The organism is Aquimarina aggregata (assembly GCF_001632745.1).
Lineage (GTDB): Bacteria > Bacteroidota > Bacteroidia > Flavobacteriales > Flavobacteriaceae > Aquimarina > Aquimarina aggregata.
In genome coordinates, this window is the sequence record NZ_LQRT01000005.1 from 83,060 (window position 1) to 109,858 (window position 26,799).

General features: G+C 31.1%; 31 protein-coding genes. 11 read left to right on the top strand and 20 right to left on the bottom strand.

All coding sequences use genetic code 11. From position 1 onward, the window contains the following. The first annotated feature begins 24 nt into the window (after positions 1–24). The 4 genes from AWE51_RS08460 (at position 25) to AWE51_RS08475 (ending at position 2,969) form a co-directional block, all read left to right on the top strand. Complete coding sequence (locus AWE51_RS08460) at positions 25–588, top strand: TetR/AcrR family transcriptional regulator (RefSeq protein WP_066312174.1); 564 nt, start codon at positions 25–27, stop codon at positions 586–588. Between the two features lie 73 nt (positions 589–661). Then, positions 662–1,213: a carboxymuconolactone decarboxylase family protein gene (locus AWE51_RS08465; RefSeq protein WP_066312176.1), complete on the top strand. Its 552-nt coding sequence runs from the start codon at positions 662–664 to the stop codon at positions 1,211–1,213. Between the two features lie 205 nt (positions 1,214–1,418). Continuing rightward, positions 1,419–2,069 (top strand): DUF2459 domain-containing protein, encoded by a 651-nt coding sequence (locus AWE51_RS08470; RefSeq protein WP_066312178.1) that lies wholly within the window; start codon positions 1,419–1,421, stop codon positions 2,067–2,069. Then, on the top strand, positions 2,070–2,969 hold the full coding sequence (locus AWE51_RS08475; RefSeq protein WP_066312181.1) for a TolB-like translocation protein: 900 nt from the start codon (positions 2,070–2,072) through the stop codon (positions 2,967–2,969). It abuts the gene before it with no gap. Between the two features lie 18 nt (positions 2,970–2,987). Here AWE51_RS08475 and AWE51_RS08480 read toward each other — a convergent pair whose 3' ends face one another. The 3 genes from AWE51_RS08480 to AWE51_RS08490 all read right to left on the bottom strand — a co-directional run bounded on the left by AWE51_RS08480 (position 2,988) and on the right by AWE51_RS08490 (position 4,546). Then, entirely contained in the window at positions 2,988–3,620 is a 633-nt protein-coding gene (locus AWE51_RS08480; protein ID WP_066312183.1) for a DsbA family protein, read from the bottom strand. A gap of 81 nt (positions 3,621–3,701) precedes the next feature. After that, positions 3,702–4,049 carry a hypothetical protein gene (locus tag AWE51_RS08485; RefSeq protein WP_066312185.1) on the bottom strand — a complete coding sequence of 116 codons (348 nt, stop codon included), beginning with the start codon at positions 4,047–4,049 and terminating at the stop codon, positions 3,702–3,704. Positions 4,050–4,240: 191 nt separating this feature from the next. Beyond that, complete coding sequence (locus tag AWE51_RS08490) at positions 4,241–4,546, bottom strand: helix-turn-helix domain-containing protein (protein WP_066312187.1); 306 nt, start codon at positions 4,544–4,546, stop codon at positions 4,241–4,243. 104 nt (positions 4,547–4,650) lie between these two features. Between AWE51_RS08490 and AWE51_RS08495 the strand changes: the two genes are divergently transcribed. From AWE51_RS08495 to AWE51_RS08505, 3 genes are all read left to right on the top strand, one after another. Beyond that, positions 4,651–5,517 carry an AraC family transcriptional regulator gene (locus AWE51_RS08495; protein WP_066312189.1) on the top strand — a complete coding sequence of 289 codons (867 nt, stop codon included), beginning with the start codon at positions 4,651–4,653 and terminating at the stop codon, positions 5,515–5,517. A 66-nt stretch (positions 5,518–5,583) separates the two neighbouring features. Then, positions 5,584–6,465 carry a sterol desaturase family protein gene (locus AWE51_RS08500; protein ID WP_066312190.1) on the top strand — a complete coding sequence of 294 codons (882 nt, stop codon included), beginning with the start codon at positions 5,584–5,586 and terminating at the stop codon, positions 6,463–6,465. Beyond that, the gene (locus tag AWE51_RS08505; RefSeq protein ID WP_066312191.1) at positions 6,462–6,815 is read left to right on the top strand and encodes a SnoaL-like domain-containing protein; all 354 of its coding nucleotides are present in this window, start codon (positions 6,462–6,464) and stop codon (positions 6,813–6,815) included. The genes AWE51_RS08500 and AWE51_RS08505 overlap by 4 nt, the downstream gene beginning before the upstream one ends. A 5-nt stretch (positions 6,816–6,820) precedes the next feature. Here AWE51_RS08505 and dprA read toward each other — a convergent pair whose 3' ends face one another. Together dprA and AWE51_RS08515 are read right to left on the bottom strand one after the other, a co-directional pair. Next, positions 6,821–7,924 (bottom strand): DNA-processing protein DprA, encoded by a 1,104-nt coding sequence (gene dprA, locus AWE51_RS08510; protein ID WP_066312192.1) that lies wholly within the window; start codon positions 7,922–7,924, stop codon positions 6,821–6,823. A gap of 18 nt (positions 7,925–7,942) precedes the next feature. Next, positions 7,943–8,389, bottom strand: coding sequence for a GNAT family N-acetyltransferase (locus AWE51_RS08515; protein WP_066312194.1), 447 nt, complete (start codon positions 8,387–8,389; stop codon positions 7,943–7,945). A 231-nt stretch (positions 8,390–8,620) separates the two neighbouring features. Between AWE51_RS08515 and AWE51_RS08520 the strand changes: the two genes are divergently transcribed. Together AWE51_RS08520 and AWE51_RS08525 are read left to right on the top strand one after the other, a co-directional pair. Beyond that, positions 8,621–9,616, top strand: coding sequence for an HU domain-containing protein (locus tag AWE51_RS08520; RefSeq protein ID WP_066312196.1), 996 nt, complete (start codon positions 8,621–8,623; stop codon positions 9,614–9,616). A gap of 210 nt (positions 9,617–9,826) precedes the next feature. After that, positions 9,827–10,336: an acyl-CoA thioesterase gene (locus tag AWE51_RS08525; RefSeq protein ID WP_066312199.1), complete on the top strand. Its 510-nt coding sequence runs from the start codon at positions 9,827–9,829 to the stop codon at positions 10,334–10,336. 80 nt (positions 10,337–10,416) lie between these two features. On the opposite strand, the gene AWE51_RS08530 is transcribed toward AWE51_RS08525, so the two are convergent. The 4 genes from AWE51_RS08530 to AWE51_RS08545 form a co-directional block, all read right to left on the bottom strand. Next, on the bottom strand, positions 10,417–10,920 hold the full coding sequence (locus AWE51_RS08530) for a hypothetical protein (RefSeq protein ID WP_066312201.1): 504 nt from the start codon (positions 10,918–10,920) through the stop codon (positions 10,417–10,419). A gap of 14 nt (positions 10,921–10,934) precedes the next feature. Beyond that, positions 10,935–11,465, bottom strand: a complete 531-nt coding sequence (locus AWE51_RS08535; protein WP_066312203.1) for a hypothetical protein — start codon at positions 11,463–11,465, stop codon at positions 10,935–10,937. 499 nt (positions 11,466–11,964) lie between these two features. Then, positions 11,965–12,471 (bottom strand): hypothetical protein, encoded by a 507-nt coding sequence (locus tag AWE51_RS08540; protein WP_066312204.1) that lies wholly within the window; start codon positions 12,469–12,471, stop codon positions 11,965–11,967. Between the two features lie 69 nt (positions 12,472–12,540). After that, positions 12,541–13,233 carry a hypothetical protein gene (locus tag AWE51_RS08545; protein ID WP_066312205.1) on the bottom strand — a complete coding sequence of 231 codons (693 nt, stop codon included), beginning with the start codon at positions 13,231–13,233 and terminating at the stop codon, positions 12,541–12,543. Between the two features lie 169 nt (positions 13,234–13,402). Between AWE51_RS08545 and AWE51_RS08550 the strand changes: the two genes are divergently transcribed. Further along, positions 13,403–13,633, top strand: coding sequence for a hypothetical protein (locus AWE51_RS08550; RefSeq protein ID WP_066312207.1), 231 nt, complete (start codon positions 13,403–13,405; stop codon positions 13,631–13,633). Positions 13,634–13,670: 37 nt separating this feature from the next. Here the strand turns inward: AWE51_RS08550 and AWE51_RS08555 are convergent, their stop codons facing one another. Further along, the gene (locus tag AWE51_RS08555; RefSeq protein ID WP_066312213.1) at positions 13,671–14,207 is read right to left on the bottom strand and encodes a hypothetical protein; all 537 of its coding nucleotides are present in this window, start codon (positions 14,205–14,207) and stop codon (positions 13,671–13,673) included. 3 nt (positions 14,208–14,210) lie between these two features. Then, positions 14,211–15,497, bottom strand: a complete 1,287-nt coding sequence (locus tag AWE51_RS08560; protein WP_066312215.1) for a hypothetical protein — start codon at positions 15,495–15,497, stop codon at positions 14,211–14,213. A 316-nt stretch (positions 15,498–15,813) separates the two neighbouring features. Between AWE51_RS08560 and AWE51_RS08565 the strand changes: the two genes are divergently transcribed. Then, positions 15,814–16,044 carry a helix-turn-helix domain-containing protein gene (locus AWE51_RS08565; RefSeq protein WP_066312218.1) on the top strand — a complete coding sequence of 77 codons (231 nt, stop codon included), beginning with the start codon at positions 15,814–15,816 and terminating at the stop codon, positions 16,042–16,044. 39 nt (positions 16,045–16,083) lie between these two features. On the opposite strand, the gene AWE51_RS08570 is transcribed toward AWE51_RS08565, so the two are convergent. The 9 genes from AWE51_RS08570 to AWE51_RS08610 form a co-directional block, all read right to left on the bottom strand. Then, positions 16,084–17,271, bottom strand: a complete 1,188-nt coding sequence (locus AWE51_RS08570) for a murein hydrolase activator EnvC family protein (RefSeq protein WP_232517366.1) — start codon at positions 17,269–17,271, stop codon at positions 16,084–16,086. Positions 17,272–17,312: 41 nt separating this feature from the next. Further along, positions 17,313–18,092, bottom strand: coding sequence for a DUF4292 domain-containing protein (locus tag AWE51_RS08575; RefSeq protein ID WP_066312223.1), 780 nt, complete (start codon positions 18,090–18,092; stop codon positions 17,313–17,315). Beyond that, positions 18,092–19,465, bottom strand: coding sequence for a tetratricopeptide repeat protein (locus tag AWE51_RS08580; RefSeq protein ID WP_066312224.1), 1,374 nt, complete (start codon positions 19,463–19,465; stop codon positions 18,092–18,094). The genes AWE51_RS08575 and AWE51_RS08580 overlap by 1 nt, the downstream gene beginning before the upstream one ends. A 35-nt stretch (positions 19,466–19,500) precedes the next feature. After that, positions 19,501–20,517 carry a sugar phosphate nucleotidyltransferase gene (locus AWE51_RS08585; RefSeq protein ID WP_066312226.1) on the bottom strand — a complete coding sequence of 339 codons (1,017 nt, stop codon included), beginning with the start codon at positions 20,515–20,517 and terminating at the stop codon, positions 19,501–19,503. 41 nt (positions 20,518–20,558) lie between these two features. Continuing rightward, positions 20,559–20,993 carry a dUTP diphosphatase gene (gene dut, locus AWE51_RS08590; protein ID WP_066312426.1) on the bottom strand — a complete coding sequence of 145 codons (435 nt, stop codon included), beginning with the start codon at positions 20,991–20,993 and terminating at the stop codon, positions 20,559–20,561. A gap of 64 nt (positions 20,994–21,057) precedes the next feature. After that, on the bottom strand, positions 21,058–22,515 hold the full coding sequence (locus AWE51_RS08595) for an oligosaccharide flippase family protein (protein WP_066312228.1): 1,458 nt from the start codon (positions 22,513–22,515) through the stop codon (positions 21,058–21,060). A 46-nt stretch (positions 22,516–22,561) separates the two neighbouring features. Next, positions 22,562–23,053 carry a hypothetical protein gene (locus AWE51_RS08600; RefSeq protein WP_066312230.1) on the bottom strand — a complete coding sequence of 164 codons (492 nt, stop codon included), beginning with the start codon at positions 23,051–23,053 and terminating at the stop codon, positions 22,562–22,564. Between the two features lie 184 nt (positions 23,054–23,237). After that, positions 23,238–23,984, bottom strand: a complete 747-nt coding sequence (locus tag AWE51_RS08605) for a hypothetical protein (protein WP_066312231.1) — start codon at positions 23,982–23,984, stop codon at positions 23,238–23,240. A 115-nt stretch (positions 23,985–24,099) separates the two neighbouring features. Further along, the gene (locus AWE51_RS08610; protein WP_082832369.1) at positions 24,100–26,784 is read right to left on the bottom strand and encodes a carboxypeptidase-like regulatory domain-containing protein; all 2,685 of its coding nucleotides are present in this window, start codon (positions 26,782–26,784) and stop codon (positions 24,100–24,102) included. Between the last annotated feature and the right edge of the window lie 15 nt (positions 26,785–26,799).

Below are 26,799 nucleotides of genomic sequence, written 5' to 3' on the forward strand. Positions count from 1 at the left end.
TAGATTTGTGTGGTATTTAAAATTATGGCTCGAAAAAAAGAATATATTGAAGAAGAAGTAATTGAAAAGGCTATGAATTTATTCTGGCGTAATGGATACGAAACTACATCAATGCAAATGCTTGAAAAAGAAATGGGCATTAACAAATTTTCTATATATTCTAGTTTTGGCAGCAAAAATGGCGTCTTCCTTGAAAGTATAAAATGTTATAAAGAAAAATTAAGAAAAATTACCGATAAGCTAAAAGCCTCTTCTAATGGGTCTATAGGATTAAAACAATATTTCTATGATTTCGTAGAGTTTTCAAAAGAAACTAATATCGCTAAAGGTTGTTTAATTACTAATACCGCTAATGAATTGGGTGAAGATGCTGATCCTAAAATACAAGAAGAGTTAACCAAATTTATTAATACTATTAGAAGTTTGTTTGCAAATAATTTAAAACAAAATTCAACTCAAGATGATGCTACCTTGATAGAACAAGCAGATTATTTAATTGTTGCTATGTTCGGATTGTCTTCTGCCTCTAGAGTTTTTAATACCAAGCAACTAAACAATTATATAGAAAATACATTTACTAATCTTTAACCGTTTTTTTAATCCATAACTAAACGATCATTTAGTTTTAAATATATATATAACAATAAAAATTAGAAAACCTATGAGTACATTACAAATTCACAGTATTGAAACAGCTCCAGAAGCCAGTAAATCACAACTAGAAGCATCTGTAAAAAGCTTCGGTATGCTTCCTAACTTGCACGGTGTATTATCTGAAGCTCCAGAGCTATTAGAAGCCTATAAAATGCTTCATGACTTGTTTCAACAATCTTCATTCAACAATGAAGAGTTAACAGTGGTATGGCAAACTATAAACGTAGAACATGAATGCCATTACTGCGTACCGGCACATACTGGTATCGCCCATATGATGAAAGTTGATCCAGCTTTAACCGAGGCTTTGAGAAATGATGAAACCTTACCTGATGCAAAATTGCAAGTATTAAAAGAAACAACACTTTCGATTGTAAGAAACAGAGGAAATATAAGTGGTGCAGAAATAGAGACGTTTTATGCAGCTGGTTATACACAAAGGCAATTGTTAGAGATTATTTTAGGGTTGTCTCAAAAAGTAATTAGTAATTATACCAATCATATAGCCAAGACCCCTGTTGATGATGCTTTCCAAAAATTTGCTTGGGAAAAGAAATAACTTCTAGTAGTATTTAAACAAAAGTTATAGCGGCTTGAATTAACATTCGAGTCGCTATTTTTTTATGATTACTTCAAAAAAAACCTCATCTGCCAACTTCAGTTTATATGCTTAAAATACAATTGGTTTTAAGCTATTTGTCACTTACTATCATGATTTTTACCATTTAATTGTAAATCGCAGCTTATTTTTCTTAATTAGCAATATGGTCGAACTAAAAGAGATACTAAAATACATATCGTTTGTTGTGTTTCTTCCTATTACATATTTTTTACTATCCTTAGTTCTTAGTTATATCACTATAAATCCAGAAATAACAGGAACACATAAAAACTCGAGTATATACTTAGCATCTGATGGCGTTCATCTTGAGATCATTATCCCCAAAAACAAATTAGACACAGCACTTTTAAATGGTTTAAAACAAAATAGTCAAGAAAACTATTTATCTTTTGGTTGGGGAGATAGAACTTTTTACATTAAAGCATCCACTTCGTCTAATTTCACATTTAAAAATAAACTGCAAGCAGCATTTATGAATACTCCAACTTTATTACACATTAAAGGGTATTTTACTAAACAAAATAACTGGGTAGAAATAAAAATAACCGCCTCTCAACTTGCTACACTACAAACGTATATAAACAACACTTTTAAAAAGACAACTACACTTCAAAAAATAAGATTACCAGATATTAGCTATGGCAATACCGATAATTTTTATGACGCTAACGGTAACTATAATTGCTTTAATACTTGTAATACATGGGTCAATGAAGGTTTAAAACAAAGCCAAATAAAAGCTAGTCTTTGGACCCCATTTGATTTTGGGTTATTACATATTCATAAAAAATAGATGAAAAAAATCTTACTAATTTTTACGGTATTCCTTTACTTAGGATGTACTAAAAGAGCCGAAACTCTGAAACCTAAAGAACAGTTCTTGGCGGGTCAGGTTCCTAAAGAAATTCCTGTTGCATTTATGCCTAATCTAGTATCCAAAGATTCTCTTATTCATAAAGGGATATTCTCTAATGATTATACAAGATATTACTACACTGTTTCTGACAAGAAATTCTCAAAGTTCGATATCAAAATGATCCATAAAAAGAATGGTAAATGGTCGAAGCCTACTATTGCCTTTTTTAATAGTTCGTATAATGATCATGGTATGAGTTTTTCTCCCAATGGAAACACTTTATATTTTAGTTCAACAAGACCTACGGATATTAAAGGTATTCCGGATACCTGGCATTTATGGAAATGCGAAAACATAAACGGAAACTGGAGCACACCAAAATTCATAGACATTCCAAATTTACGCAACAAACTAGTTTCTCATCCAAGTGTTACTGATAAAGGCACATTGTATTTTCATTCTAGCAACATAGATTACAGTGACATGACCATCTATTTTTCGAATCAAAAAAACGGCAAATTTGAAGATGCAAAAAAAGTACATTTAATACCACAACACTCTAATGGATATTGTACGCCCTATATTGCTCCAGACGGTACTTTCTTACTTTATGCCTCAATAGGTGAACCTCTAACATTAAATATTAGCTACAAAAAAAATGACAGGTGGTCAACGCCAGAACAATTACCATCCGCCATTAATCAAAATAATCAAGGAAATCCATATATAACACCAGATGGTGCTTTTCTTTTTTATACACATCAATATAAAGACGACAAGATGGGGTGGGACATATTTTGGGTATCTACAAAATCCTTTTTACATATTGAAGAATAATAAATCCCTTTTTGATTATTATATTAATTGATTTAATTTATGGTCAAGCACCTCGAAATCAACATACCCATTTGATAATAAAATCCTGTCTTCTCCATTCTTCAATAGTGTAGCAGGATAACCTCGCACCCCATCAGAAGCCACTGTGGCAAATTCTTCTTTGGCTATCTTTACATATTTTGGATCTCTTATTTTTGTATTAAAATCATCTAAGTTAATATCAAGTTTTTGAGCATAGTTTGAGAAATTAGCTATATCATCTGGGTTTACACCATCAACATAAATTGCTTTATGTAGCATAGCCGCAAATGCCATTTCTTTTTCAGGATAGTTCTCTTTAACTACACAAAGAGCTATTGCCGGAGGCAAAGAATTTAATACCATCGTATTGTGTTCTAGTGATTCGTTGATAAATTTTTCACCAAATTTAGTTCCAGTTCGTTCTTCTACAGTTTTATATGCCCCAGCTTTTATGTAGGGAGCGATATCATTAATTGCTCCTACTCTATCTCCTAAAAACAATCCACCACTTACTACCTCAAAATCTATCATGTCTTTATACTTATGATAAATTTTCTCTATAACTGGGCTAAATCCATAACACCAACCACATAGTGCATCATAGTAATAGGTAACCTTGTGTTTTTTCATGAAAATAATATTATTTACAAATTATATATTCTAATATACCGAATCTACCAAATAACAATGAGTATATAGAATCATTGCTAATTATACACTCTTTTTTTCTGTTTCTAACTTTACTTGTAGTATGACATAAAAATCAAAAACCACCTCATTAATCGAATTTTGATTTTCGATATCAATTTTTGCTGCATAACTATCTAAAGTAGTATGATACCAGTCCCATAAACTATCATTTCGGTTTTTAAACCCCATTAACGATAAGATCATTGTACCTAACTCGATAGTAAAAGCAGAGGTGTCAAATCCAATTGTATGTAATTGGTTCACAAATTTAATATGTAGCAATTCATTTTTAATCAAAAACAAGATAATATCTTGTGATGTAGACAACTGAAACTTCGGAAAGTTTTTAGGATCCAGAACTAATTGCATCTTTTATTTATTTTAGATTTTTAAAATTATCGTATAAAATAGCGTAGTTCCCGGCCTTTGCTGAAATATGCATTATATCTTAATGTCATACCAAGTGCTGTCTTTCTTCTGAAAGCGGGTATAATTCTGCTCTTTGTTAGAGCGTGGCTTTAAAATGAAACGATTGGTTTAAATTTAAACATTGTACAAAATTACTTTTTTAATGTTCTTCGATAAGCAGCTTTTTCTTCTGCCACTTTTAATAGTTCTGAAGAGCAATCCATTTCATAAATATGCTTTGCTAATCGATCACTAACATATTCATCTTGCAATTCTTGAGCGCTTAGCTCAAAAATAGCTGCTAATTTACTAAGCCGCTTCTCGTCAAAATCACGTTTGCCATTTTCAATTTTACTCAAATTTGCGGCATCTAAATCTAACTGAGCTGCTAGTTTTGTTAATGTGAGCCCATTTTTGGTTCTAAGAAGCTTGATGTATTCTCCAAAAGTTTCTTTCATTTGACTTGTCAATCTTTGACAAAGATATTTTTTATTTTTTGATTGTCCAAAATAAACAAGTACCTATATTCAAGATATTAGTACCTTTCTCAAAAGCTATATTCATGAAAAATCTTACTCAATTAGATCGATATACGTCTTTACTAGATTTTTTAGATAAAAAATTCAAAGAGGATATTAATATTAATGATATTGAAGAAATCTCCTTTTATTCTTATCGAAACATTAATCGCATTTTCATGGCATTACATCATGAAAGCATCGGGAAATACATCAAAAGAATGAAGCTTGAAAAGGCAGCACAATACTTAAAATACTCTAACACTTCTATAACCGATATTGCTTATGAAATTGGCTATAGTGATATAGCCGCATTTAGTAAGGCTTTCAAAAATCAGTTTAATTGCGCTCCCTCACAATTTCGACTCACTCAAGAAATCAAACATACTATCCAAAAAAAAAGCATAGATCATAAACATCCTTCCCCTTTACTAGCTTATGAAATTGAAGAACTACCAAGTATCGCTATATTGTACCTAACGTACCAAGGCACCTATGACAACATAAAAGGTATTAAAGAAACCTGGGATCGACTTATAAATTATGCCACTAAAAAAGGCTTATTTAATAAGGATACTATTTGCCTAGCAGAAATACTAGACGATAATGAAATAACAGAAAATGTGTACTGCAGATATAATGCTGGGATTATTATTGAAAACATTAAAACTGTCGAATCAGATGGTTTGTTTAGAACTAAAATTATACCTGAGCAGAAATATCTAAAGTTTATTCATAAAGGTAGTCATGAAGATTCTCTACTCACCTATGATCGCATATACTCCTATTGGATCACAGATATATCTTTGGAACTCGAAGACAAACCGACTTTAGAGTTTTTTCTAAATGATGATGCTACTACTCCTGCGAGTGAACTCCTTACCGAAATTTACATTCCTATTAAATCCTAGATTGTCCAAAAATGACAAACAGTTGCGCATCTATCGTATATATTTTTGTGATATATACTTATGACTATGGATATAGAAGAAATTTTAAGTTTATTTGAGACTTCAGAAATATTAAATTATGTAGCTTATTTTTTTATTTTTAATAGCCTACTCACTCTTTTTGAAATTTTTCTGGATATTTTTACTTCAAAAGAACGTCGATGGAAAGATACGGGTGCTAATATTATAATCTTCTTTTTCGGACAATTACTAGAAAAAACTATACTTGGCACTATAGGTATACTATGCTTATTGCCATTCTATTATCTATCTCCTTTCGAAATACCACTACATGGTTGGACATGGATTTTTAGTATTATAGTTGCTGATTTTACATATTATTGGATGCATCGACTTGAGCATGAACATCGGATTTTATGGGCAAACCATAGTGTTCACCATTCTTCGCAAGATTACAACTTAACTGTAGCAATGCGATTAAGTATTGTAGAAGGTGTCATAGAATGGATTTTTCTTATACCGATGATACTTATAGGTTTTAACCCTTTTCAGGCAATAATTTCATTAGTTTTTGTAGCACAATATCAAACTTGGATACATACAGAACGAATCATCAAACTTGGATGGTTGGATGAAGTGTTTAACACTCCTTCTGTACATAGAGTACATCATGGATCTAATGATAAATATATTGATAAGAACTATGGAGGTATTCTTATTCTTTGGGATAAATTATTTGGCACTTTTCAAAGAGAAGAAGAAAAGGTTGTTTATGGTTTAACTAAAAATATACATACCTATAATCCCATTACAATTAATTTTATTGAATATAAAAACATCTGGAAAGATGTAAAACAATGCAAAACATGGAAAGATAGATTCAAAATCATATTTGGCAGTTTAATCTGGAGACCCGTTTATTTTAAAAATTCAAAACAACAATCATGATCACCAACATAGCGAACACTTTAGTAACATTACTTAGACAAAAACAATTTGTAGCAGCACAAGAACAATTATTTGCTCAAGATGCCATTAGTCTTGAACCCAGTATGTATAAAGAACGATCTGTAAAAGGTTTAAAAGCAATACTTAAAAAAGAAAAAACTTTTTTATCTAACATCAAACATTGGCATCATTTTCAAGTTTCTGATCCAGTAATTAGCAAGGACTATTTTAGTATACGAATGATGACAGATGTAACTTTACTAACGAAACAAAAAGTTACTATTGATGAAATCATCATTTACCAAGTAACTAATGGAAAAATTAGCAAAGAACAATTCTTTTATCAATAATGTAATTACACGGCTTCAAAAAGTTTTCCTGGTAAAGGTTTTACAACGCCTTTAAGTTCCATATTAAGTAGTGTGGATGCTACTTTAAATGTTGGCATATCGCAGTGCAAAGCGATAACATCCAGCAATTCTTTTCCGCTATCATTAAGGTAGCTATAGATCTTTTTTTCATCACCTTCTAACTCGATAAAAAGTTTTTTTTGTACTACTTGATGTTCTTTTGTTTCTACATCCCAGTTTAGCATATAGACAAGATCAGCGGCACTAGTAAGCATATGTGCTCGTTGCGTTTTAATCAACATATTACAACCTTTACTTAAAATGTCATTGGCCCGACCCGGTACTGCAAAAACATCGCGATTATAAGAACTAGCAATATCAGCAGTAACTAAAGATCCACCTTTATCGGCACTTTCGATAACAACAGTCGCTTCACTAAGTCCAGCAATAATTCGATTACGTCCCAGAAAGTTTTTACGATCAAAAGTATCTGTGCTCCAAAAATCAGTAAAGAAACCACCATTTTCTTCGATTTCGGCAACATATTTTTTATGTGCTTTAGGGTATATTTGATTTAATCCATGTGCAAGACATCCTATAGTTTGCAAATTGTTTTTTACTGCAGCTCTATGTGCCGTAATATCTACCCCATAAGCAAAACCAGAAACGATAACAGGATTAATCGGAGCCAAAGCCTCTATTAGTTCTTCACAGAACTGAACCCCATAGCGGGTCACTTTACGCGTACCCACAATGCTTATTATTTTTTTATGCTCTAAATCTATGTTTCCAGAACCAAATAAAACAATTGGACCATCTATACAATGTTTTAGCTTTTCGGGATATGCTGCTTGATCATATGTCCAATATTTGATGTTATTATCGACAACAAATTTCAATTCATTTTCTGCAGCTTTTTGATGTTCAGGATTGTACAAATCCTTAATTTTTGTAGTTCCTATGCCATCTATTTTCAAGAGATTGCTAGGCTTTTCAGTAAGAACCCCTTCTGCAGAACCTACAGTATGTATTAGTTTTTTAATCGAGCTATCTCCTAGGTTAGGAACCTTTTTAAGTGCAAGTAAAGCAAGCAGATTTTTGGTGATCATGTACAACTTAGTGTTTAATTATTTTAAGATAAGGTCACAATTTAGTTCCACATCACTAATATTGGCTCCTATTTTTTTATAGAACTCTTGTGCATTTTTATTCCAATTAGATACTTGCCAACGTACTCTATTACAATTTTCTTCTTTAGCCAGTTGAATTACAGCGTCAATTAATCTTTTACCAACACCATTCTTTCGAAAAGCCTCTTTTACAAATAAATCATCCATATAAAGGGATTTTCCAACCCATGTGTGGTACGAAAAAAAATAGGTAGCATATCCAATGATTGTATCATCATTGGTATGGGCAACAAAACCATTAAAATAGTGTTTTTCTGCATTCATTTGGGCTACAGAATTTATCATTTTGTCTTCACATTCTTCAAAAATGGCAAACTCCTTAAATAATTTTATCAATTCAGAAAAATCCTTTTCGCCTGCATTTCTAATTGAAATAGTACTCATACATTTTGTTATTTTATTCTTTAAAAACTAGAGAATGACCTTACTAGCGTTACTTCTATATTTTATCAAAAAGAATAGCTTGTAAATTTGAAATAAATAATACGTATACAAGAAACAAAAAAAAACAAGACTGTTAATAAAATCACAGACTATTGTTCTGATCGGTTTCATTTTTTCATACCTTTGAAATAAGGAAACAACACTAACAAACATCATATTTTAAGGGGTACAATGAATAACACAGCTACATATATAAGCGAATTATTATATCGATACGAATGCGTAATCTTACCCGGTTTTGGCGCATTTTTAACAAGACGTCAATCCGCTACCATTGAAGAAGCTACACATTCTTTTTACCCTCCAAAAAAACTAATTTCTTTTAATAGTCAGTTAAAAAATAATGATGGATTACTAGCTAATTATATTGCTGCTGCAGAAAACATATCTTATACAGATGCCGTTGCAAAAATTCAGCGCTATGTATTATCTCTAAAAGAGCAAATAGGGCAAGGTAAACGAATCACTTTAGACAAAATAGGTTCATTTTATTCTTCTGTAGAAGACACATTACAATTTGAACCATTAGATGACGTAAATTACTTGTCAGAAGCCTTTGGTTTAAGTTCTTTTGTTTCTCCTGCCATAAAACGTGAAGTTGAGATTACACGTGAAGTATATAAAGAAGAAGTTGAGGCTATTGAAGAAGCCGTACCACTTACTTTTACTCCTGAAAAACGAAGAGAACAACCATATTTGCAATATGCAGCAATTGCAGTTGTAGTTTTAGGTTTGGGTGGTTTTTTTGGTTTGAATCAAGTAAGTAATCAAAACATTACATACAACGATACTCAAAACAACGAAGCTGATATAGAAGTTAAACATAGAATACAAGAAGCTACTTTTGAAATTTCAAATCCTTTGCCAGCAATAAACCTTGTTGTATCTAAAGAAGAAAGTTTAAAGAACAGCACAACTTCAGAAAGCATATCTGAGAAATACCATATTATAGCTGGAGCTTTTAGAATTGCTTCTAATGCAGATAACAAAGTACAAAAACTTATCTCTAAAGGATATGATAATGCTCGTCTTATCGGCAAAAACAAATATGGGCTTCATCAGGTTGTATACCAAAGTTATTCGAATCGAATAGAGGCTTTACAAGCCTTAAGAAAAATCAAAAAAGAACAAAGTCCTAAAGCTTGGATGTTAGTTCAAGAATTATAGTCAGTATTCTATAAAATTTTTCTTTCATAAAAAGACCCAAAACACTTCATTTTTAGCACTATTTTGATGTATTTTGTTTTGTCTTTTCAGTTTATCTATAAAATCTTACAGAAATCTTTAATGCTACGATTATAGGCTTAATTCACTTTTATTCAATCGTATAGTAAAAGTTCTCTCAGCGTCACTATCTTTGTCAAAAAAAGTATTTCTATGGAAGTTAGACACCCTTCAGAATCTCTTGCTATACTCACTGATTTTGTACTAACCGGCGAGACCAATTCGTTAAACAATTTATTCGGAGGAGAGCTATTGGCTCGTATGGATCGCGCTGCAGGAATTGCTGCAGGAAGACACTCTCGTCGTATTGTAGTAACTGCATCTGTAAATCACGTAGCATTTAACAAGTCTATTCCTTTAGGAAGTGTTGTCACAGTAGAAGCAAAAGTATCAAGGGCATTTAACACCTCTATGGAGGTTTATATAGATGTTTGGGTAGAAGATCGCCAAAGTGGTGAAAAAACAAAAGCTAATGAGGCCATATACACTTTTGTGGCGGTAAATGAAACTGGAAATCCAGTAGCAGTACCCCTTATAGAACCACAAACCGCATTAGAAAAAGAACGTTATGACGCTGCTTTACGAAGAAAACAATTAAGTCTTGTTTTAGCTGGAAAGATGAAACCAAACGATGCAACAGAGTTAAAAGCGTTGTTCGTTTAATTATTCTAATTTCATATTTATAATAACTAAAAGAAGAAATAGGATATCTAAAAAAGACATCCTATTTCTAATTTCTTTTTTTATTTATCAATGTTTGCTAAAATTCCTTTTCCAAATATTATTCTGGTCTTTTGAAAGGTATCACTTTCATCACCAATAATCACCTGTATATCATAATTTTCTTTATGCCAACCAAATACGACAGGCGATTCATCAAAAGTACATTCTTCTAATTCATAGGTAGTTCTGCCTTTAGATTCGAATAAATCATTTTTTGCTATTGTAGTATCTACCGATGTAATTTTGCCTTTTTTAAACATACAATTAGGTTCACCATATTCTGCTACCATTTCCTCATAAAATGGCTTGTCTATAATTTCATCAACATATATTGCAAAATTCTGTATGATATCATTATTGTCCGCAGTAATAAAAACCATCGTATAAGGTTTCCCAAAATAATAGTCCAATACATCTACCATATATATAATTCCATTATCAGACTTTGTTGTTGACAACGTATAAGCTTCAGGAACATCACTAATATGCTTTTCAAGTACATCTAAAGGAACGTTATTTATCATTATTAATATAAGGATTAGATTATAAGCAAAATTTTATTTAATTTTTTTTTAAATGTTATACTAGTTCTAGATTTTACAGAAATATTAAGTTTAATTATATATTTTTCATTGTGCCATATTATGAACAGAGGTTCTTCTATAAAGGCACATTCTTTCATTGATGCTTTAAAGGTTGTTGCTGATATACCATTTTTATCTGGTAGATGTTGTTTAATTTCTTTAATCACATCATTTTTATACATTTTAGGTTCGCCATATTCTGATATCATAGCGCTAAGAAATCCTTTTTCTTCTATTGTCCCTCTACAACCAATATAAATAGATTCTATGGTGTCATTTAATGATGTACGTATAGAGACATGGTCAAATTGTTTACCAAGGAAATCAATATTCTCCTTTACTCTAAAACTTTTCTTATTTGTAATTGAATCTATTTCTTCTACAAGGGCAATATCGAGTTCACTAATATGTTTCCCCAATAAATTACCGTCGATAGGGTTGTTTGTATTTAACAATGTGATAATGTTTATAATTAAAAATACCATAATTTTAGTCACAATTATTTAGTGAAAGTAAGTCGATTTTATAGGGGGCAGGATTAATCATATTAATTAGAGTTAATTGTTGATACTGTACCTCCTATAGTTTTCATTTACCAAAAATAAGCACTCTGGATTAGTTTATTACTTTGCATAATTTTTTGAAATTTTAAAGAACATTTCTACTATTTTTACATTTATGAAAACAGAAGAATAGTTAGTACTAGCACTATCAAGAGTAGAAAAAAAATTGATAGAATAAAAAATCTTAAAAACCCTCCTAATGAGTTAAAAAAAGAAAATAGTCACTATGCTTATTATTAGAACAAAAATATATGTATCTATGGATATTAGGACATAAAGGGTATGATTTTATTGATGCTTATGATGGAATTGATGAGTATTTGGATGATTTAGAAGAAGAATAAGATATAAAAGTTCCTTGATCAAGAACTTTTATATCTCGTATTAACTTTTGATTAAAAAAAATTAATCAATAAGTCATTTAAAATTTCTTATACTCGTCTAAAATGCCTTTGCCAAATACAATTAAAGTTCTTGGTCTTTGATTTTTTTGATCTGTGATAAGAACTTGTATATCATAATTTTCTTTATGCCACCCAAACACAAATGGCGATTCATCGAAGGTACATTTTTCTATATTATAAGTTAGTGTATTTTCAATTTTAAACCAATCATTTTGTGTGACTGTTGGATCTATACTTATAAGTTCGCCAAATTTTAGCATAATATTGGGTTCACCGTATGCTGATACCATTGACTGATATAATGATTGATCTATTGTTTCGTTTACAGCAAATGAAATCTGTTTTATAATAAGGTTATCATCTACAGATAGAAACACCATTTCATAAGGTTTATTAAAATAATGGTCTGTTATATCAAGGGTATATACATCTTCTTTTCTGTCGATAGTTGTAGTATCTGTATAGGCTTTAGGAACTTCGTTTATGTGTTTTCCTAATAAATCTATTAAATCATTATTTGGCATAAATCAGTGTAATGGATTGTATATTTTTATGTTGAAACTAAATTTCGAATTATAATTGAGTAATTATTTTTAATTTTTTATAAAAACTTTTTGTGTGGGAACAATTTCTTTAATTTCATTGAGTTTAACGAATCCTTCTTTGCCATGCACTCCATAAACAATTAAGTGATCATGATTAATCTCTTTTATCGGAACCATCCATTGTTTATGTTTTTGATTGGTATAGTAAACAATAAAATATGTTGAGTCTATAATCTCTAATCGATATCGGTTGCAATTTTCTTGTCCTAAAAACTTCATTGTTTGTTCAGAACACATGACTCCGCTTAATTTAATTATAGGTTGTTTATTAGCAAAGGTGACAGGGTAAAAATGTTTATATTGTTTTTTTAAGATTTCATCTATAGGATGGTTTATAATTGTTGGGAGTAATCTTACGTAAACAAACTTGGCTTTTTCTGCGTTATGAACTGTTGGCAGATAGGTTATTAATTTGTTCTTATTTGGGAGGCCATATTTATATTCATGATAGGATTTGCTAAACCCTTCTTTAAAATAGTTGTTGATGGTATCTATTTTAAGTTTATTTCTATACAAAAGGGTATCAAAACTGTAGGTAATAATATCTTTTTTAGTTATTTCTATAACTGTTAGTTCTGGATATGAATACGTTTCATTAGAAATAATTAAAGACCATTTACCTTCTAAATTTTGTGCTATAGTAAATTGAATAGATATGAATAAAGTTAGTAAATGTTTCATTAAACAAGTTTTTCAGCTGTAAAGTCCTCTGCGATTATATATGGTTGTCCAAAATCTAAAGAATATGGAACTATAGATTTCATTTACCAAAAATAAACACTTTGGATTAGTTTATTAATTTGCATAATTTTTTGAAATTTTAAAGAACGTTTCTACTATTTTTACATTTATGAAAACTGAACAAGAAATAATTACATTATTATCAAGAATTGAAACGATAACAGATCGTATTAAAAAGCTAGATGATCCTCCGTTTAATTTTAAACTAGAAAGTTGTGAATTTCGTATATTACTAGCTCAAAAAGACATGTTCCATGCTATACTTGAACATAAAGGCTATAATTTAATTGATGCTTATGATCACCTAGATAGCTTTCTAAATGAGTTAGAAAACAAATAAAAAAAGCCTCTTTATGTGAGGCTTTTCTATTTTTACGTTACTTTTTAAAGGTTAAAAAATTCTTATTACTGAATTTTATTTGAGTTGAATGAAATGTGTCTGTTTCCATTCCTAGTACAACTTTAATACTATAATGATCTTTTTCCCAAAGTATATATAGCGGTTTATCTTCAAACTTATAATCCTCTAAATTACCTGTAAATTGAGCAGATTCGGTTGCGTTTGTTCTGTCTCTAATCATATCAACTGTACTTTTATCTGGCCCTAACATCAAAGACGGAACCCCATACACCTCAACCATACGCTCATAAAATGATTTATCTATAATTTCCATAAGGCTAATAGCAATCTCTTCTACAAGGTCTTCCTTATTTGTTGTGATAAATGTTGAATTATATGATTTGCCTAAAAAAACCTTTTCTTCATTAATTTTATACAATTTCGTACTAGTAAAACTCTCATCTTGTATAAGGATAGCGTTAGAAACTTCATTAATATGCGTGCCGATAAGACCCTGTATAGAATGATTTGTAGTCATAAAAAGAGCTATAATAGCTATAAAATTTGTATTCATAATTTAATTACAGTTACCTGTTGTGAAAAAATTTCGCCTGTATTGCGATACACTTCTAGCACTAATACCATAGAGATTATTTCGTGATGCTGCTCCTCCAATAGATTTCATAGCAAGATTGATTTCATTCAAAAATTCAAATTCTAATTGATTTGCACTAGCCGTAGGATTGGCATCATACCACAATGCTGTCGCCGTTATTGCTTCATTTACCAATAACGCTGTTGCCGTTTGTGCTTCACCATTTGTCATAACAAGTGGTGTATTAAAATACACTACACCAGGTATCACAATATCACTCAATTCAATTTTAAGATCATTTCCATCTGCATGAGTTGTTACGAAATAGTTCCTTACACCTTTAACTGCTGCAACTCTACTACCCCCAACAGCTGCATATTCAAAACTAGAACAATCAGGAAAAGGCCATTCTTCAGGGTTATCTGATAAAACTTGAGGCGGATTACTTTTAACACTCTCGGCAGTTGTGTTATTTACAGGAGGTGTATAACTTGTATGACAGTTTGTTACTTGTTTTACTGTTTGCCCTCTTGATTCTCTGTGTGAATAAGTGATATCAATAACTTGATTTGTATTTGTATAATAGCTTACATCATAAAAATACTCCCAATGCTGTATAGTTACTGTACTTGTAGAGCAACCACCGCCACCACTACAGTTAACGGGTTCTAAACCTTCTAAAATAGCGCACTTAGCAGGTTGTCTAGGCAGCAAATTCCTGCCAATACCATTACCTATAGATTTTGTTTGTAAAACGCCAACCTCATAAGATTCTCTTGCTATTTTTTCTCCTGTAGTATCAAATACATATGCCATACCAGAATAATCGGCTATAGCGATATATGACAACTCTTTTGTTGTATTATCAACAGAAGGTAATAACTCTACCAAAAAGTATTCTGGTTGATCATTTTCATCAAATCGAGCCAATAGGCGATAACTTGATTTTGATACATACCCTTCTATATTTACTATTGAAGCATTTTTATGTGTAACAGAAAATTCATAAAATATCGAGGTATCAAATTTACGTTCTACAGCAGAAGTCCAATCGATAAGGATATCTTCTTTTTGTAATGCAGGTGAGTCTTTAAAATCGTCTAGAGAAAATGCTTGTTCCAGGCTTTGCTCAATAGTTTGTGTAGGTTGATTAATGTGCTCTGTCTCACAGCCAGAAAGTGTGATTAAAAACAGGGCTATATAAAAAAATGGTTTAAGAGATTTCACGTTTAAAGGTGATTTAAAGTGTGAATTTAGATAATTTTTCATTAATAAAATAATTTGTGTGTACTTACTCTGTTTGTTATTTGGATTTTCAGTGTACCTCCCATTTCTCATCAAGGTGGCCAACCTTTACATAGCCCATTATAACGTATTGATAATGAATAATTGTTTCTCTGGTGGGGATTTGAGGTTTGAGAGAAATGTTCTTGTATATACACTGCAATTTTACAGAATACTATATATATTACAGTACAGAAATCTGTAGCAGGTACTATTTGTTTTTTAGCAATATACTAAGAAGTCTTAAATTATCGGCTTTTGCGACGTATATTTTTTTTGTATTTAACTGGACTTTTGTTTAATGGCTTCTGACCAAGAAAAACAAAGGCATAAAGCAATCGGAAAACGCATTAAAGAACTGCGAATTAATGCTGGTTATACTAGTTACTCAAAATTCGCTATAGAACATAATCTTGAGAATAAAAGTGTCTGGAGATGGGAAGAAGGATTAAACTACACAATAGATACCTTATTTATGCTTGCAGACATCCATAACATTACCATTACCGAATTATTAAAAGATATTGAGTAAATTTTATAATGATTTTATTATCAAATTAGCCTGAATTAATCACATCTTATACACCCAAGTTTGGGGATTTAAGCGTTTTGCATTCTGGTAGATTAAAAACTTCATAATAGCTCTACCGGTAGTTGGATTTACACGTACTTGACCTATTGATTGTTTTGTAGCTACCTTTTGCCCCTCTTTAACAGATATGTTTTCTATATTATAATAGGTAGTAATATAATTACCGTGTCGTATTTGCACAAGGCGGCTGGCTCCTCTTAGTTTTTGTATAGCGATGACTTCGCCTTCAAAAATAGCTCTAGCCTTTTCTCCTTTTCGAGTTTCTATCTCTACACCACTACTATTAATCTGTATGTTTGGAAGCGTTGGATGTGGTTGCCGTCCAAACTTTTTGGTTACGCGCCCAGTTCCTACAGGCCAGGGTAATTTTCCTTTATTTGAAGTGAAGTTATCTGCTAATATTTTTGCTTCGGCAGTTAACGCAAATGTTGTAGCAGATCCCTTTTTTGTAACTTTTTTACCTGCTTTTTTATTTGCTCTGGCGATTGCTTCACGAATTAACTTTTCGATAGCTTTATCTATCGCACTAGCCTGCTCTTGTTTTTTCTTAATTTGTTTGGTGTAGGTTCCTCGCTTTTTGCGAATAGAAGCCATTAAAACTTGTTGCTCTTTCTTCTCTTCTTTTAGCTTTTCTTGAGCGTCCCGATTTTCTGCAATAAGTCTTTGTTTATCTTCTTTTTGATTCGATAAATTAGCATTTAATCTTTGAAGTTCTTGCGTATCACTCTCTATTCTATCTGCCTGATCTTTGCGGTGCTCATTGTATTGCTTCATGTATTGCAATCGCTTATAGGCTTGTGCAAAATCTGATGAAGACAATAAAAACATAATCCTACTTTGATGTGATTTACTTTTATAAGATTTAATCACCATTTTAGCATAATCCTCTTTCAGCGCTTTTAATTCTGTACGATACGCCTCCATCTTTTTGAAATTAACATTAATTTCACGCGTTAATAAATTAGCCTGTTGATTCGTAATCTTAATAAGGTTTTGTCTTGTATTGATCTGTGAGTTAATTGTTTCAACCTCATCAAGAACTGAACGTTCTTTGAGTTTGTTATTTTCTCTCAACTCGATCATTTGTTGGATCTCTTCTCTAAGACGCTGACGTTCTTCTTCTAATTGCTGTTGTTTTTTACTTTGTGCAAATGATGGTGTACACATGCATAACAGCAAACCAATCAAATATGTAACTTTTAGAACCCTCATTGAATAGTAACTTCCTTATAGCCTGATGGTATTTTAAACGGAAAACTTACCTTAGCATTGTAATCTACTGCCTTATATTCGATATCAATTCTTGTAGTTTCATCTCCTTGTACAGCCTCTATACCAATTTGCTTCGGAAAATCCTGATTGCCAATTTTTTGATACGTGTGATAATTTATAGCAAGATTTCTATTTTCTATAGGTTGCTTTAATTGTTGAGATGCCATCTTAAAACTGTCTGGGCGTATTAAAAACAACCGTTCAAATAATGCTAAGTCTGCCTTAGGAACTAATTGGTATGTTTGATCTGTAACCGTAGATTTATACTTATCTTTTCTTAGATTAAATAGCGCTTGTCCTAATAACATTTGCTGTACTTTATCAAAATCCAGATCATTAGTGCCCAGCCATTCACTTAAAACCGTAAAATCTCCTTCAAAATAGGTGTTATTTATTTTCTCGTAATAGCTTACTTTTTCTGGAGTGATCAGGACTTTTGCCAGAGGTATAATCATTTTAACACTAATCCAAATGGCTTTATCTTTTTCCATTCTTAATGTAACTGCAGGGCTATATGAGTTTTTACCATCATCATATTTTACTCTAAGTTTAGCATTAAGTGTTTCAAAATTAAAAGATCGATTATAATGATTAGCAATGATCTTTTCTGAACTTAACTTTTTAAGTCTAGTACCTGTTACTGCATTTGTACTTTTACAAGAACTAAGCAAAACCAAAGAAAATAACATATACCCTACTATCCTTATTTTACTCATTAAGATTTTTTCTGAAGTTTATTTGATTTTTCGAGATATTCTGCTCCTTTTTTTTCGTTACCTGTTTTAAGATATGCTTCTCCTATTTGCTTATAAAAATCAGCTTCCATTTTAACATCATCTATCACATAATCTATACCTAACGATAGAATATCTATTGCATCTTTTGCCTTTTCAAGTTGAATTAAAGAAACTCCATTTACAAGATAAAAAACAGGCTGCGCAGGGTACATTTCTATTGCTAATTCGCTTCCGACCTCTGCTTTCTCAAATCGCTTTAAGTCCAATTGTAAAAGCAAAATTCTTTTAAGAAGACCAAAATCATTTGCATTACTTTTTATACCTCTTTCATAAAAATTAAGCGCCTGCTCTTTTCTATCTTTCTTATAATAAAAGTGTCCTAATTCTGTAAAAACCTTAGCATTATTACTATTACCCGACAACAAAGAAATAATTCCTGTTAGCTCTGACTCATATTGCGGATTTTTATCTAAAAACGGAAGAAAATCATTAATCACCTTATATTTAGATTCTGTATCTATTTTATCACTTTTTAAAGTAATTTTCATAGATTTAATTGCTTTTTCAGTCTGATTATCTTCAAGATAAAACTTATACAAAGCCATATGTGCTAACTCTGATTTTGGCTTTTTGGCTATTAGTTGTTTTGCAATGCTATACGCTTTCTCTTTTTGATTATCCTTACTATATAAGAATATAAGGTTAAGGTAGTTTTGTTCTACTTTAGGGTTTTGTTGTATTTTTTTTTCAAGAATAGCAATACGACTATTTGGATTTGTAATTTTTGAAGTTATTCTTTGTCTTAATTGATTTCGATAAAGATCAGTACCATACTCTTCGTTTAATCCATCAAGCACCGTTAGTGCTTCATCATATCGTTTTTCAAGAAAATACAAATTTGCCAACTGTTCTTTAAACATGGCATCAAAATCAACAAGCTTTTCGACAACTTCGATACATTCACTATACTTTTGTTGCTGAAAATAGACTTCGTATAAAAGTTCTAGAACATGCCTATCACTTGGCTTTGCTTCTAGTACTTTATTAAGGTTTTTCTCGGCTTGTCCAAACACTTTTAGTGCCAAATAGTTTTTACCCAACTCATGATATAAAAAATCAGGTTTTGGATCTAATGCAATGCATTTTTCTAATGATAGAATTGCCTTGTCATAATTAGTAATTGCTTTTTGTTTCAAAGCTTCAAAAAAGTGTTCTTGAAATTCGTCTGAAACATTACCCAAATCATCAATATTAATCTCTTGCTTAGGTTCGATATCTTGTGCTACTGCATACGTATATCCAATTCCAAAGAATATGTAAAATAGACCTATATGTTTCCAACTCCTAAGCATAAATTGTATTAAGGGTATTCTTATTTAATCATAAATTATTCTAAAACCGAGTAATCACCAATACTTATTGTTGTGTGACTCCCATTATACACGGCATTATTACCGATCATAGCATTGTCTAAGGTAGCGTTTTTTATGACAGTTTTAGTCTGCACAAGGCTATTTTTAATGGTTGTATCTTCTAGAACACAATCATCACCAATTGAAACATTAGGGCCAACCGTTGTATTTCTTAGTGTGACATTGTCTCCGATATAACATGGTGGTATTATTGTAGCATTCTCTTGAGTAATAGCACCGCTTATTAATTTTTCTCCATCTTTTTCTAAAAAACCTAGCATTCTAGTATTGGTTTCTACAGTAACATTTTTGTTTCCGCAATCCATCCATTCGTCTACCTTTCCTGTCACAAAAACTTTGCCATTGGCCATCATTCTTTTGATACCATCATTAATTTGATATTCTCCTCCATTAATAATGTTATTGTCTAAAACATATTGCAGTTCATTTTTTAGTACTCCAACATCTTTAAAATAATAGATTCCTATCACTGCAAGATCCGATACAAATTCTTGCGGTTTTTCTACCAATTCTACGATTTCTTTATTATCGTTAAGTTTTACTACACCATAGGCTTCTGGTCTATCTACTTGCTTTACCCAGATTGCAGCATCTGCATCTTTATCCAAATCAAAATCTGCACGTATCAACGTATCTGCATATGCTATAACAGCAGGTCCAGAAAGTGATGGTGCAGCAGACATAATTGCATGCCCAGTTCCTAATGGTTCGTCTTGTCTATAAATAGAGGCTTTTGCCCCAAGGCTTTCTGCCAAAGATGTCAAACTAGAAACCACATCATCACCAAAAAAAGCAGGGTCGCCTAGTATAAAAGCGATTTCTTCAATAGGTTCTCCTAAAACTTTAGCGATATCAGACACTAAACGATGCACAATAGGTTGTCCTGCTACTGGGATTAAAGGTTTTGGAACAGTAAGCGTATGAGGTCTTAATCTAGAACCTCTTCCTGCCATAGGTACAATAATTTTCATGCTATTTTTTTCTTTTCGATTGATTTTAAATGCTATTCTTATTATTTGACTCCCGTACTACCAAATCCACCTTCTCCTCTTGAAGTTTCAGACAATTCAGCAACTTCTAGCCACTCTGCACGCTCGTGTTTTGCAATCACCATCTGCGCAATTCTTTCACCGTTTTCGACTACAAAATCCTCATTAGAAAGATTTACTAAAATTACACCTACTTCTCCTCGATAATCTGCATCTACAGTTCCTGGTGCGTTTAAAACTGTTACTCCTTTTTTTGCCGCTAATCCACTACGAGGTCTAACTTGTGCTTCATAACCAACAGGAAGTTCCATAAAAAGTCCTGTTTTGATAATGGCTCTTTCTAAAGGTTTTAACGTAACTGGTGCATCTATATTTGCTCTTAAATCCATCCCCGCCGAGGCAATAGTTTCGTAATGCGGTAACTCGTGAGATGATTTATTTATTATTCTTATTTGCATACTACTAGTTTTAAACGATACAAATCTGTTTCTAAACATAAGAAACAACGTTTTAGTAATTCGTTTATTTTTTTAAAATCTGTTTTAATTCTTTTCCTTCAAAGGCGTACAAAATTACTAAAAACACAAGTAACAGGGGAATAGAAACCATATAATTACTATCAAAAACATAAAATGACAGTATTGAAAAACTAATTGATGTGATAAGATACATCCCAATCTTCTTAAGGTTATACGGAATTGGGTAATATTGTCTTCCAAAATACCAAGATAAAATCATCATAGTGCCATATGCAGATAATGTAGCAATCGCAGATCCTACATAGGTATATTTAGGAATCAACAAAAAATTAAGTGTTAGGGTGATTATTGCACCCGTTACCGAGATATATGCGCCAAATTTTGTTTTATCGGTTATCTTATACCAAACTGATAAGTTGTGATAAATCCCCAGACATAAATTAGCCAATAAAATAATTGGCACTATTATCATCGCTTCCCAAAATGTTGAATCGGGAATAATTAATTGTTTCAAAAAATCAGAAAAAACGACTACTCCAAGCAATATACAGCTACCCAAAATTGAAAAATACAATGTAATTTTTGCATATGTTTCTTTTGCATTTTTAGAACTTGCATGATTAAAAAAGAAAGGTTCTATACCTAGCCTAAATGCGGTGCTATATAATGTCATAAAAACCCCTAATTTATAGCAGGCTGCATACACTCCTACCTCACCATCTGCAATATTTTCTGGCAATAAATATTTCAGAAGTAATTTATCAAACGCTTCATTAATTGAAAAAGCAATTCCGGCTATTAATACCGGAAAAGCATATTTAATCATTGATTTCCAAATAGCACTAGTAAATCCAAATCTGATTTTAGCATAGATAGGAAGCAATAGTAAAAGTGTAACTGCGCTTGCAATTAAATTTGCGATAAATACATATATGACCTTATCGTTTTCAAAATAAATTGAATCCCAAAAAGTATCATTTCCTATGGCTAAACGAGGTAGTATTAAAAAGAAGAAGAGGTTAAACCCCAAATTAATGATAACATTAAAAATTTTAATTACTGCGTACCGCATCGGTCGCTCATTGATTCTAAACCAAGCAAATGGCAGCACTACTAAAGCATCTAAACTTAGGATTAATAATCCAAATACAATATATTGAGTTTCAAATTCTAGGAAGGTTGCCAATTCATTTCGGCATAAAATCCCCATTCCTAATAAAAGAATTGTCGTACTGGTTAATGACGTTAAAGCGGTAGATTGCACACTGTTTTTCGTTTTTGGATCTTTACTTACGAATCTAAAAAAGGCAGTCTCCATACCATAAGAAAACAATATATTTCCGGTAATTAACAACGCCATAATAGATGCATAAACCCCATATTCATTTTTATTTAAAACATCTACATATAGTGGTACTAACACGATACCAAGAACTCTTGGTAACACAGTAGCCAGACCATAAATAAAAGTTTGCTTAAAAAGTTTCTGAAATATGCTCAACTGGTAGTTTAATTGTATGGGTAAAAATACAATTTTATTGCCTCAATTACATTGGAAAATTTTTCAAGGGTTTTTCTGGTAAATTATCTAGTTTAAAGATTTCTTGTTTATTGTCTTTAGTGTATTCTATGACACACTCTCCTTCTTTTAATGCAAACGGAATCTTTTCTGTTATCCCCGGAGGTTTATTTTTAAACTCTTCTTTGGGGTCACTACTCATGATAAGATCGTTTATTTGTCGGGGATACATGTAATGCCCTATATAAACTATTTTGTTAGTAGATTCAGGAGCTAGTTTTACCTTTTTGCCTTTGAAATATGCATACTTCAAGTTAATTCCTGAAGTATCTTTAAGTTCTATAGCGATCAAAAAACCATTAGCGCCACCTTTAACTCCAGATAAAATTTTCTGAAAATACGCTTCTTTAATTGGTAAAGGATTTTTCATATCTAATTGTTGACCACTAGCACATTGTATATGTATCATAAACAAGAATAAAGATCCTATTATTGTGCCCACTGTTCTCAAAGTATTCATATGTAATTGCTTTTAACTACTCTCAAGATATCAAAACTAATACCATTTTGTAATTTTAGTAAAGATAAAAAATTGAAAATAGGCTTAAAACAATTATTTCAATGGTTACTTATTAATCTTAAAATCTATTATCATCATTATTACATAGTATAACATTACAGAAGATAAAAAGACAACAACTTGATTAAATACAGCTTTTACAAGAATAAAAGTCAATTACGCTTTGATTCTCTCTTAGCAATTTTTCTACATAATTTTTAGTTTCTTGTATGGATAGTAAAGGGATTTCTATTTGCATTGATCTCAAAGAACCATCTTTTTGTGGAACTATAAATATCATTTCACCAATTGTCAAGTCAAAAATACGTTCATTTACAATAGCATAGCCATTACGATCTCCTGAGACAAAAGCATTAAAATCAATAGTGTTCTTTTTTGTTTTATAATATCCTTTAGCTAAATAGTTAGGGTGGTTTCTAGAAGATATTAATGATCGAAAGTGACTAAATTTTTCGGGGTCTATAAAATCTGTCGAGATAGCAATAATAAAGAAAACATCTTGTTCTACATCTTTAATAAAAGCTTTATTAAACTTATTTTTTGTAGCATAAAAACAATTATAAAGAAAACGTTTATTATTTATTGTTAATCCTTTAAAATTACCATCATATCCTAAACCTATAAAACTATTTTCTCCTACCAGATTATATTTGGGTACAGGAAAAATACCCCCTGATAATTTATGTTCTTTAAAAAAATTTAAATCCATCTTAAAAAGCTTATTATCCCAAGTGGCAGAGTCTCGTCGATGTATTTCATTTTTCTTCTTGGCTTTTATATCCCATTGATACTGGCTATAGCCAATTGTTTTAAAACAAATCAACATAAGTATTAGAATTATACTTTTTTTCGCTGTGGTTTGATATTTCATTTCGTGAACTTTACTTCTTTAGGTTTTAGCAATTATTCTGGATAAATGTCTTTTTTACAACAATTAAAATATTCACTTATAATTGTTTTTAACCATTCTTAAAAATTTAAGGTGATTAGAATTTGTAATTTGCCTTTAGTAATACGTATTTAGGAAGTAATCGATACGAGGCACTAGAAATAAATGTATCAGTAACATTATAATCTCTATAGTTATCTCTGTTTAAAAGGTTATTTCCAATCAAAGAAAAACTTACTCCTTTACTCTTTGGTTTGTAATTTACTTCAAAATCCATAAAATAATAGGTATCATTATCGTCATCCAGGTTATTAAAAAAGTATCGTTCTGACTGTAATTGTATATTAAATTTAGAACTTAACACAAAAGATAAGTCTATGAACGAGATATTTTGTGTTGCTGTATTTTTTATTGAAGTCCTAATTTGAGTTGTATTCCAAGTGGTGCCAACATGATAATTAAAAATGCCTCTAAATCCGGATCGTATTTCAAATCCATATTTACATTCTTCGCTTTCTACCAATCTTAAATTAGTACTATTTACAATATTCTTAAACTCTGCTAGTGAATATGAAAGTTTGAGCTTAATGTTATTTCTAATAAATCTTAAATATCGATCTAGATTAACACTAGCACTATAAAACTCTCTGTCTGGTATAATCAACTTTGTAGTTTGAACAAAATTTTGTGTGATAATAGAATTTGTACTCAAAAAATCATTGTCTTTAAGATATGACAATGATATATTAGCAGTGAAACGATCTCCAAAATTGCCCAAGTTATATCCCGTAAATACCCGAGTAGCGTTTAGTTGGTTAAATGTTCCTGTACCTCTTAAAAAACTTCGATACCCTGTGAGTAAATAATTACTGTATATATCGGACACGTTAGCATTAGAATTTACATTTTCAACATATGCAAAAAGTCTATTTGCCTTATCGATTTCCCAACTAAAATTTAGTTTAGTATTAACTAAAAAAGGAGATTCCTTTTGTCGTTTATCTGTCTCTTTTAACTGATTAAATAACTGATGCCCTTCAATATTTATGGCAATATCTACTTCTCTTAATTTTTTTCTATACCCTGAGATAATATATAAATCATGGGTTGTATATCTCGAAAGATTCATATACTCATCTGGAGCATTTAAAACCGTACTATTTTCTTTAAAAAAAAGATCAGAGCGCAACCTATCTTTTCTAAATTCGTATCCTACACTAAAATCCAATAAATCCTTGTTTTTTCTTCGATCCAGCATGTGCCCTTTAAACCCAACATAATTAAATTTATTTTTATTTAATTGTCGTACAGTATTTATGTTTTGAGTCAATGGAAACAGCTCTGTAAATAAAAATTGATTAGTAGTATATTCTTGTGGTTTTTCTTCATTAATATACCTACCTGTTACTAGTAACACTTTATTACTTTTAAATCTATTACTGTATTTAATCATATGATCATGAAGTTGATTCTCGTCTTCTAATCTTTCATTATTTTCTAGCTCATTAAATATTAATTCTGTAGATGTATTAACCGATGATGTATTAAATTTCCCTTCATACTCGAACAATTGAGTTTCTGATATATCATAGTTTAATTCTACTTTACCAAATCCCACATTAGTAGTTTTGCCCAATGTATAGTTCTCAGTATTAGTAAATGAAGTTGTGTTTCCTGTAAAAGAAGTAAAACCTTGACTAAAAAATTTAGTATTATCTGAATTGAATAACCCTAATACCTTAAAGTTTACTTTTGAGGATAGTTTAAAAATAGAGTTTAAAGAGACTAACTCTGCATTATTAAAGTTCGTTCGAGTTTTTTTTAACCCTGGTACTTCGGCATTTAGCTTAATAAAAGAATATGCTCTTTGACTTTCTCCTATCATACCAGGTTCGTCACTATAATTTTGTGCATTTATAAGTCCTCGTACATCATCGGTCACATCTTCTCCAATATTATTTATACTCCCTAATAAAAAGTACTTATTCTTCTTCCCAAAACTAGACACATTTGATTCGATATCGTATCTATTCTCTGATACTACTCCATATCCAGGTGAAACAGACCCAAACCATTGTCGTTTAAAATCTTCATCCAACTTTAAATTTAAAGCTACTTTTTCACTCTCCTCGATACCTTTAAGTAATTTATTATTAGAATATCGTCGAAGCACCTCTACTTTATCTACTGCTTCTACATTTAAGTTTTTGGTAAGCAGCTTATATCCTTTTTTAAAGAAATCATCACCCTCGACCATTACTTTTTCAACTTCTCTGCCATCTACTTTAATAGTACCCGTTTCTGATACATCAACACCCGGTAGTTTTTTAAGCAAATCTTGTATTACGGTTTCTTCTCCTTGTTTAAAAGATGAAACATTAAATACAATGGTGTCTTTTTTCTCGGTTATCGCTTTTTCTGAAGCAATAATTACTTCGTCTAACTCGTATGATGTAGCTTTTAGTACTGCATTATGCTCGATCTCTTCATTTTCCTTTACAATAATTTTAATATCTTTTGTTGCATACCCCAAAGCAGAAAAACTAAGTATTACTTCGTCTATCTCATTAGTTTGTAGCACATATTCTCCTTTTTGATTTGTATATGCAAAAGAGGTAATCGCATTGGTGCTATTATCTTTTAAAAACACATTAGCGGATCCAATAGGATTAGCTATACTGTCTGTAACTATACCCTTAATTGTAGATTGGGCGTATAAAAAATTGCCTAATAAAAATAGTATTAGGCAACTATAGTAGGTTAATGTCTTCTGATTGATCAAAGTATACTTTTAAAA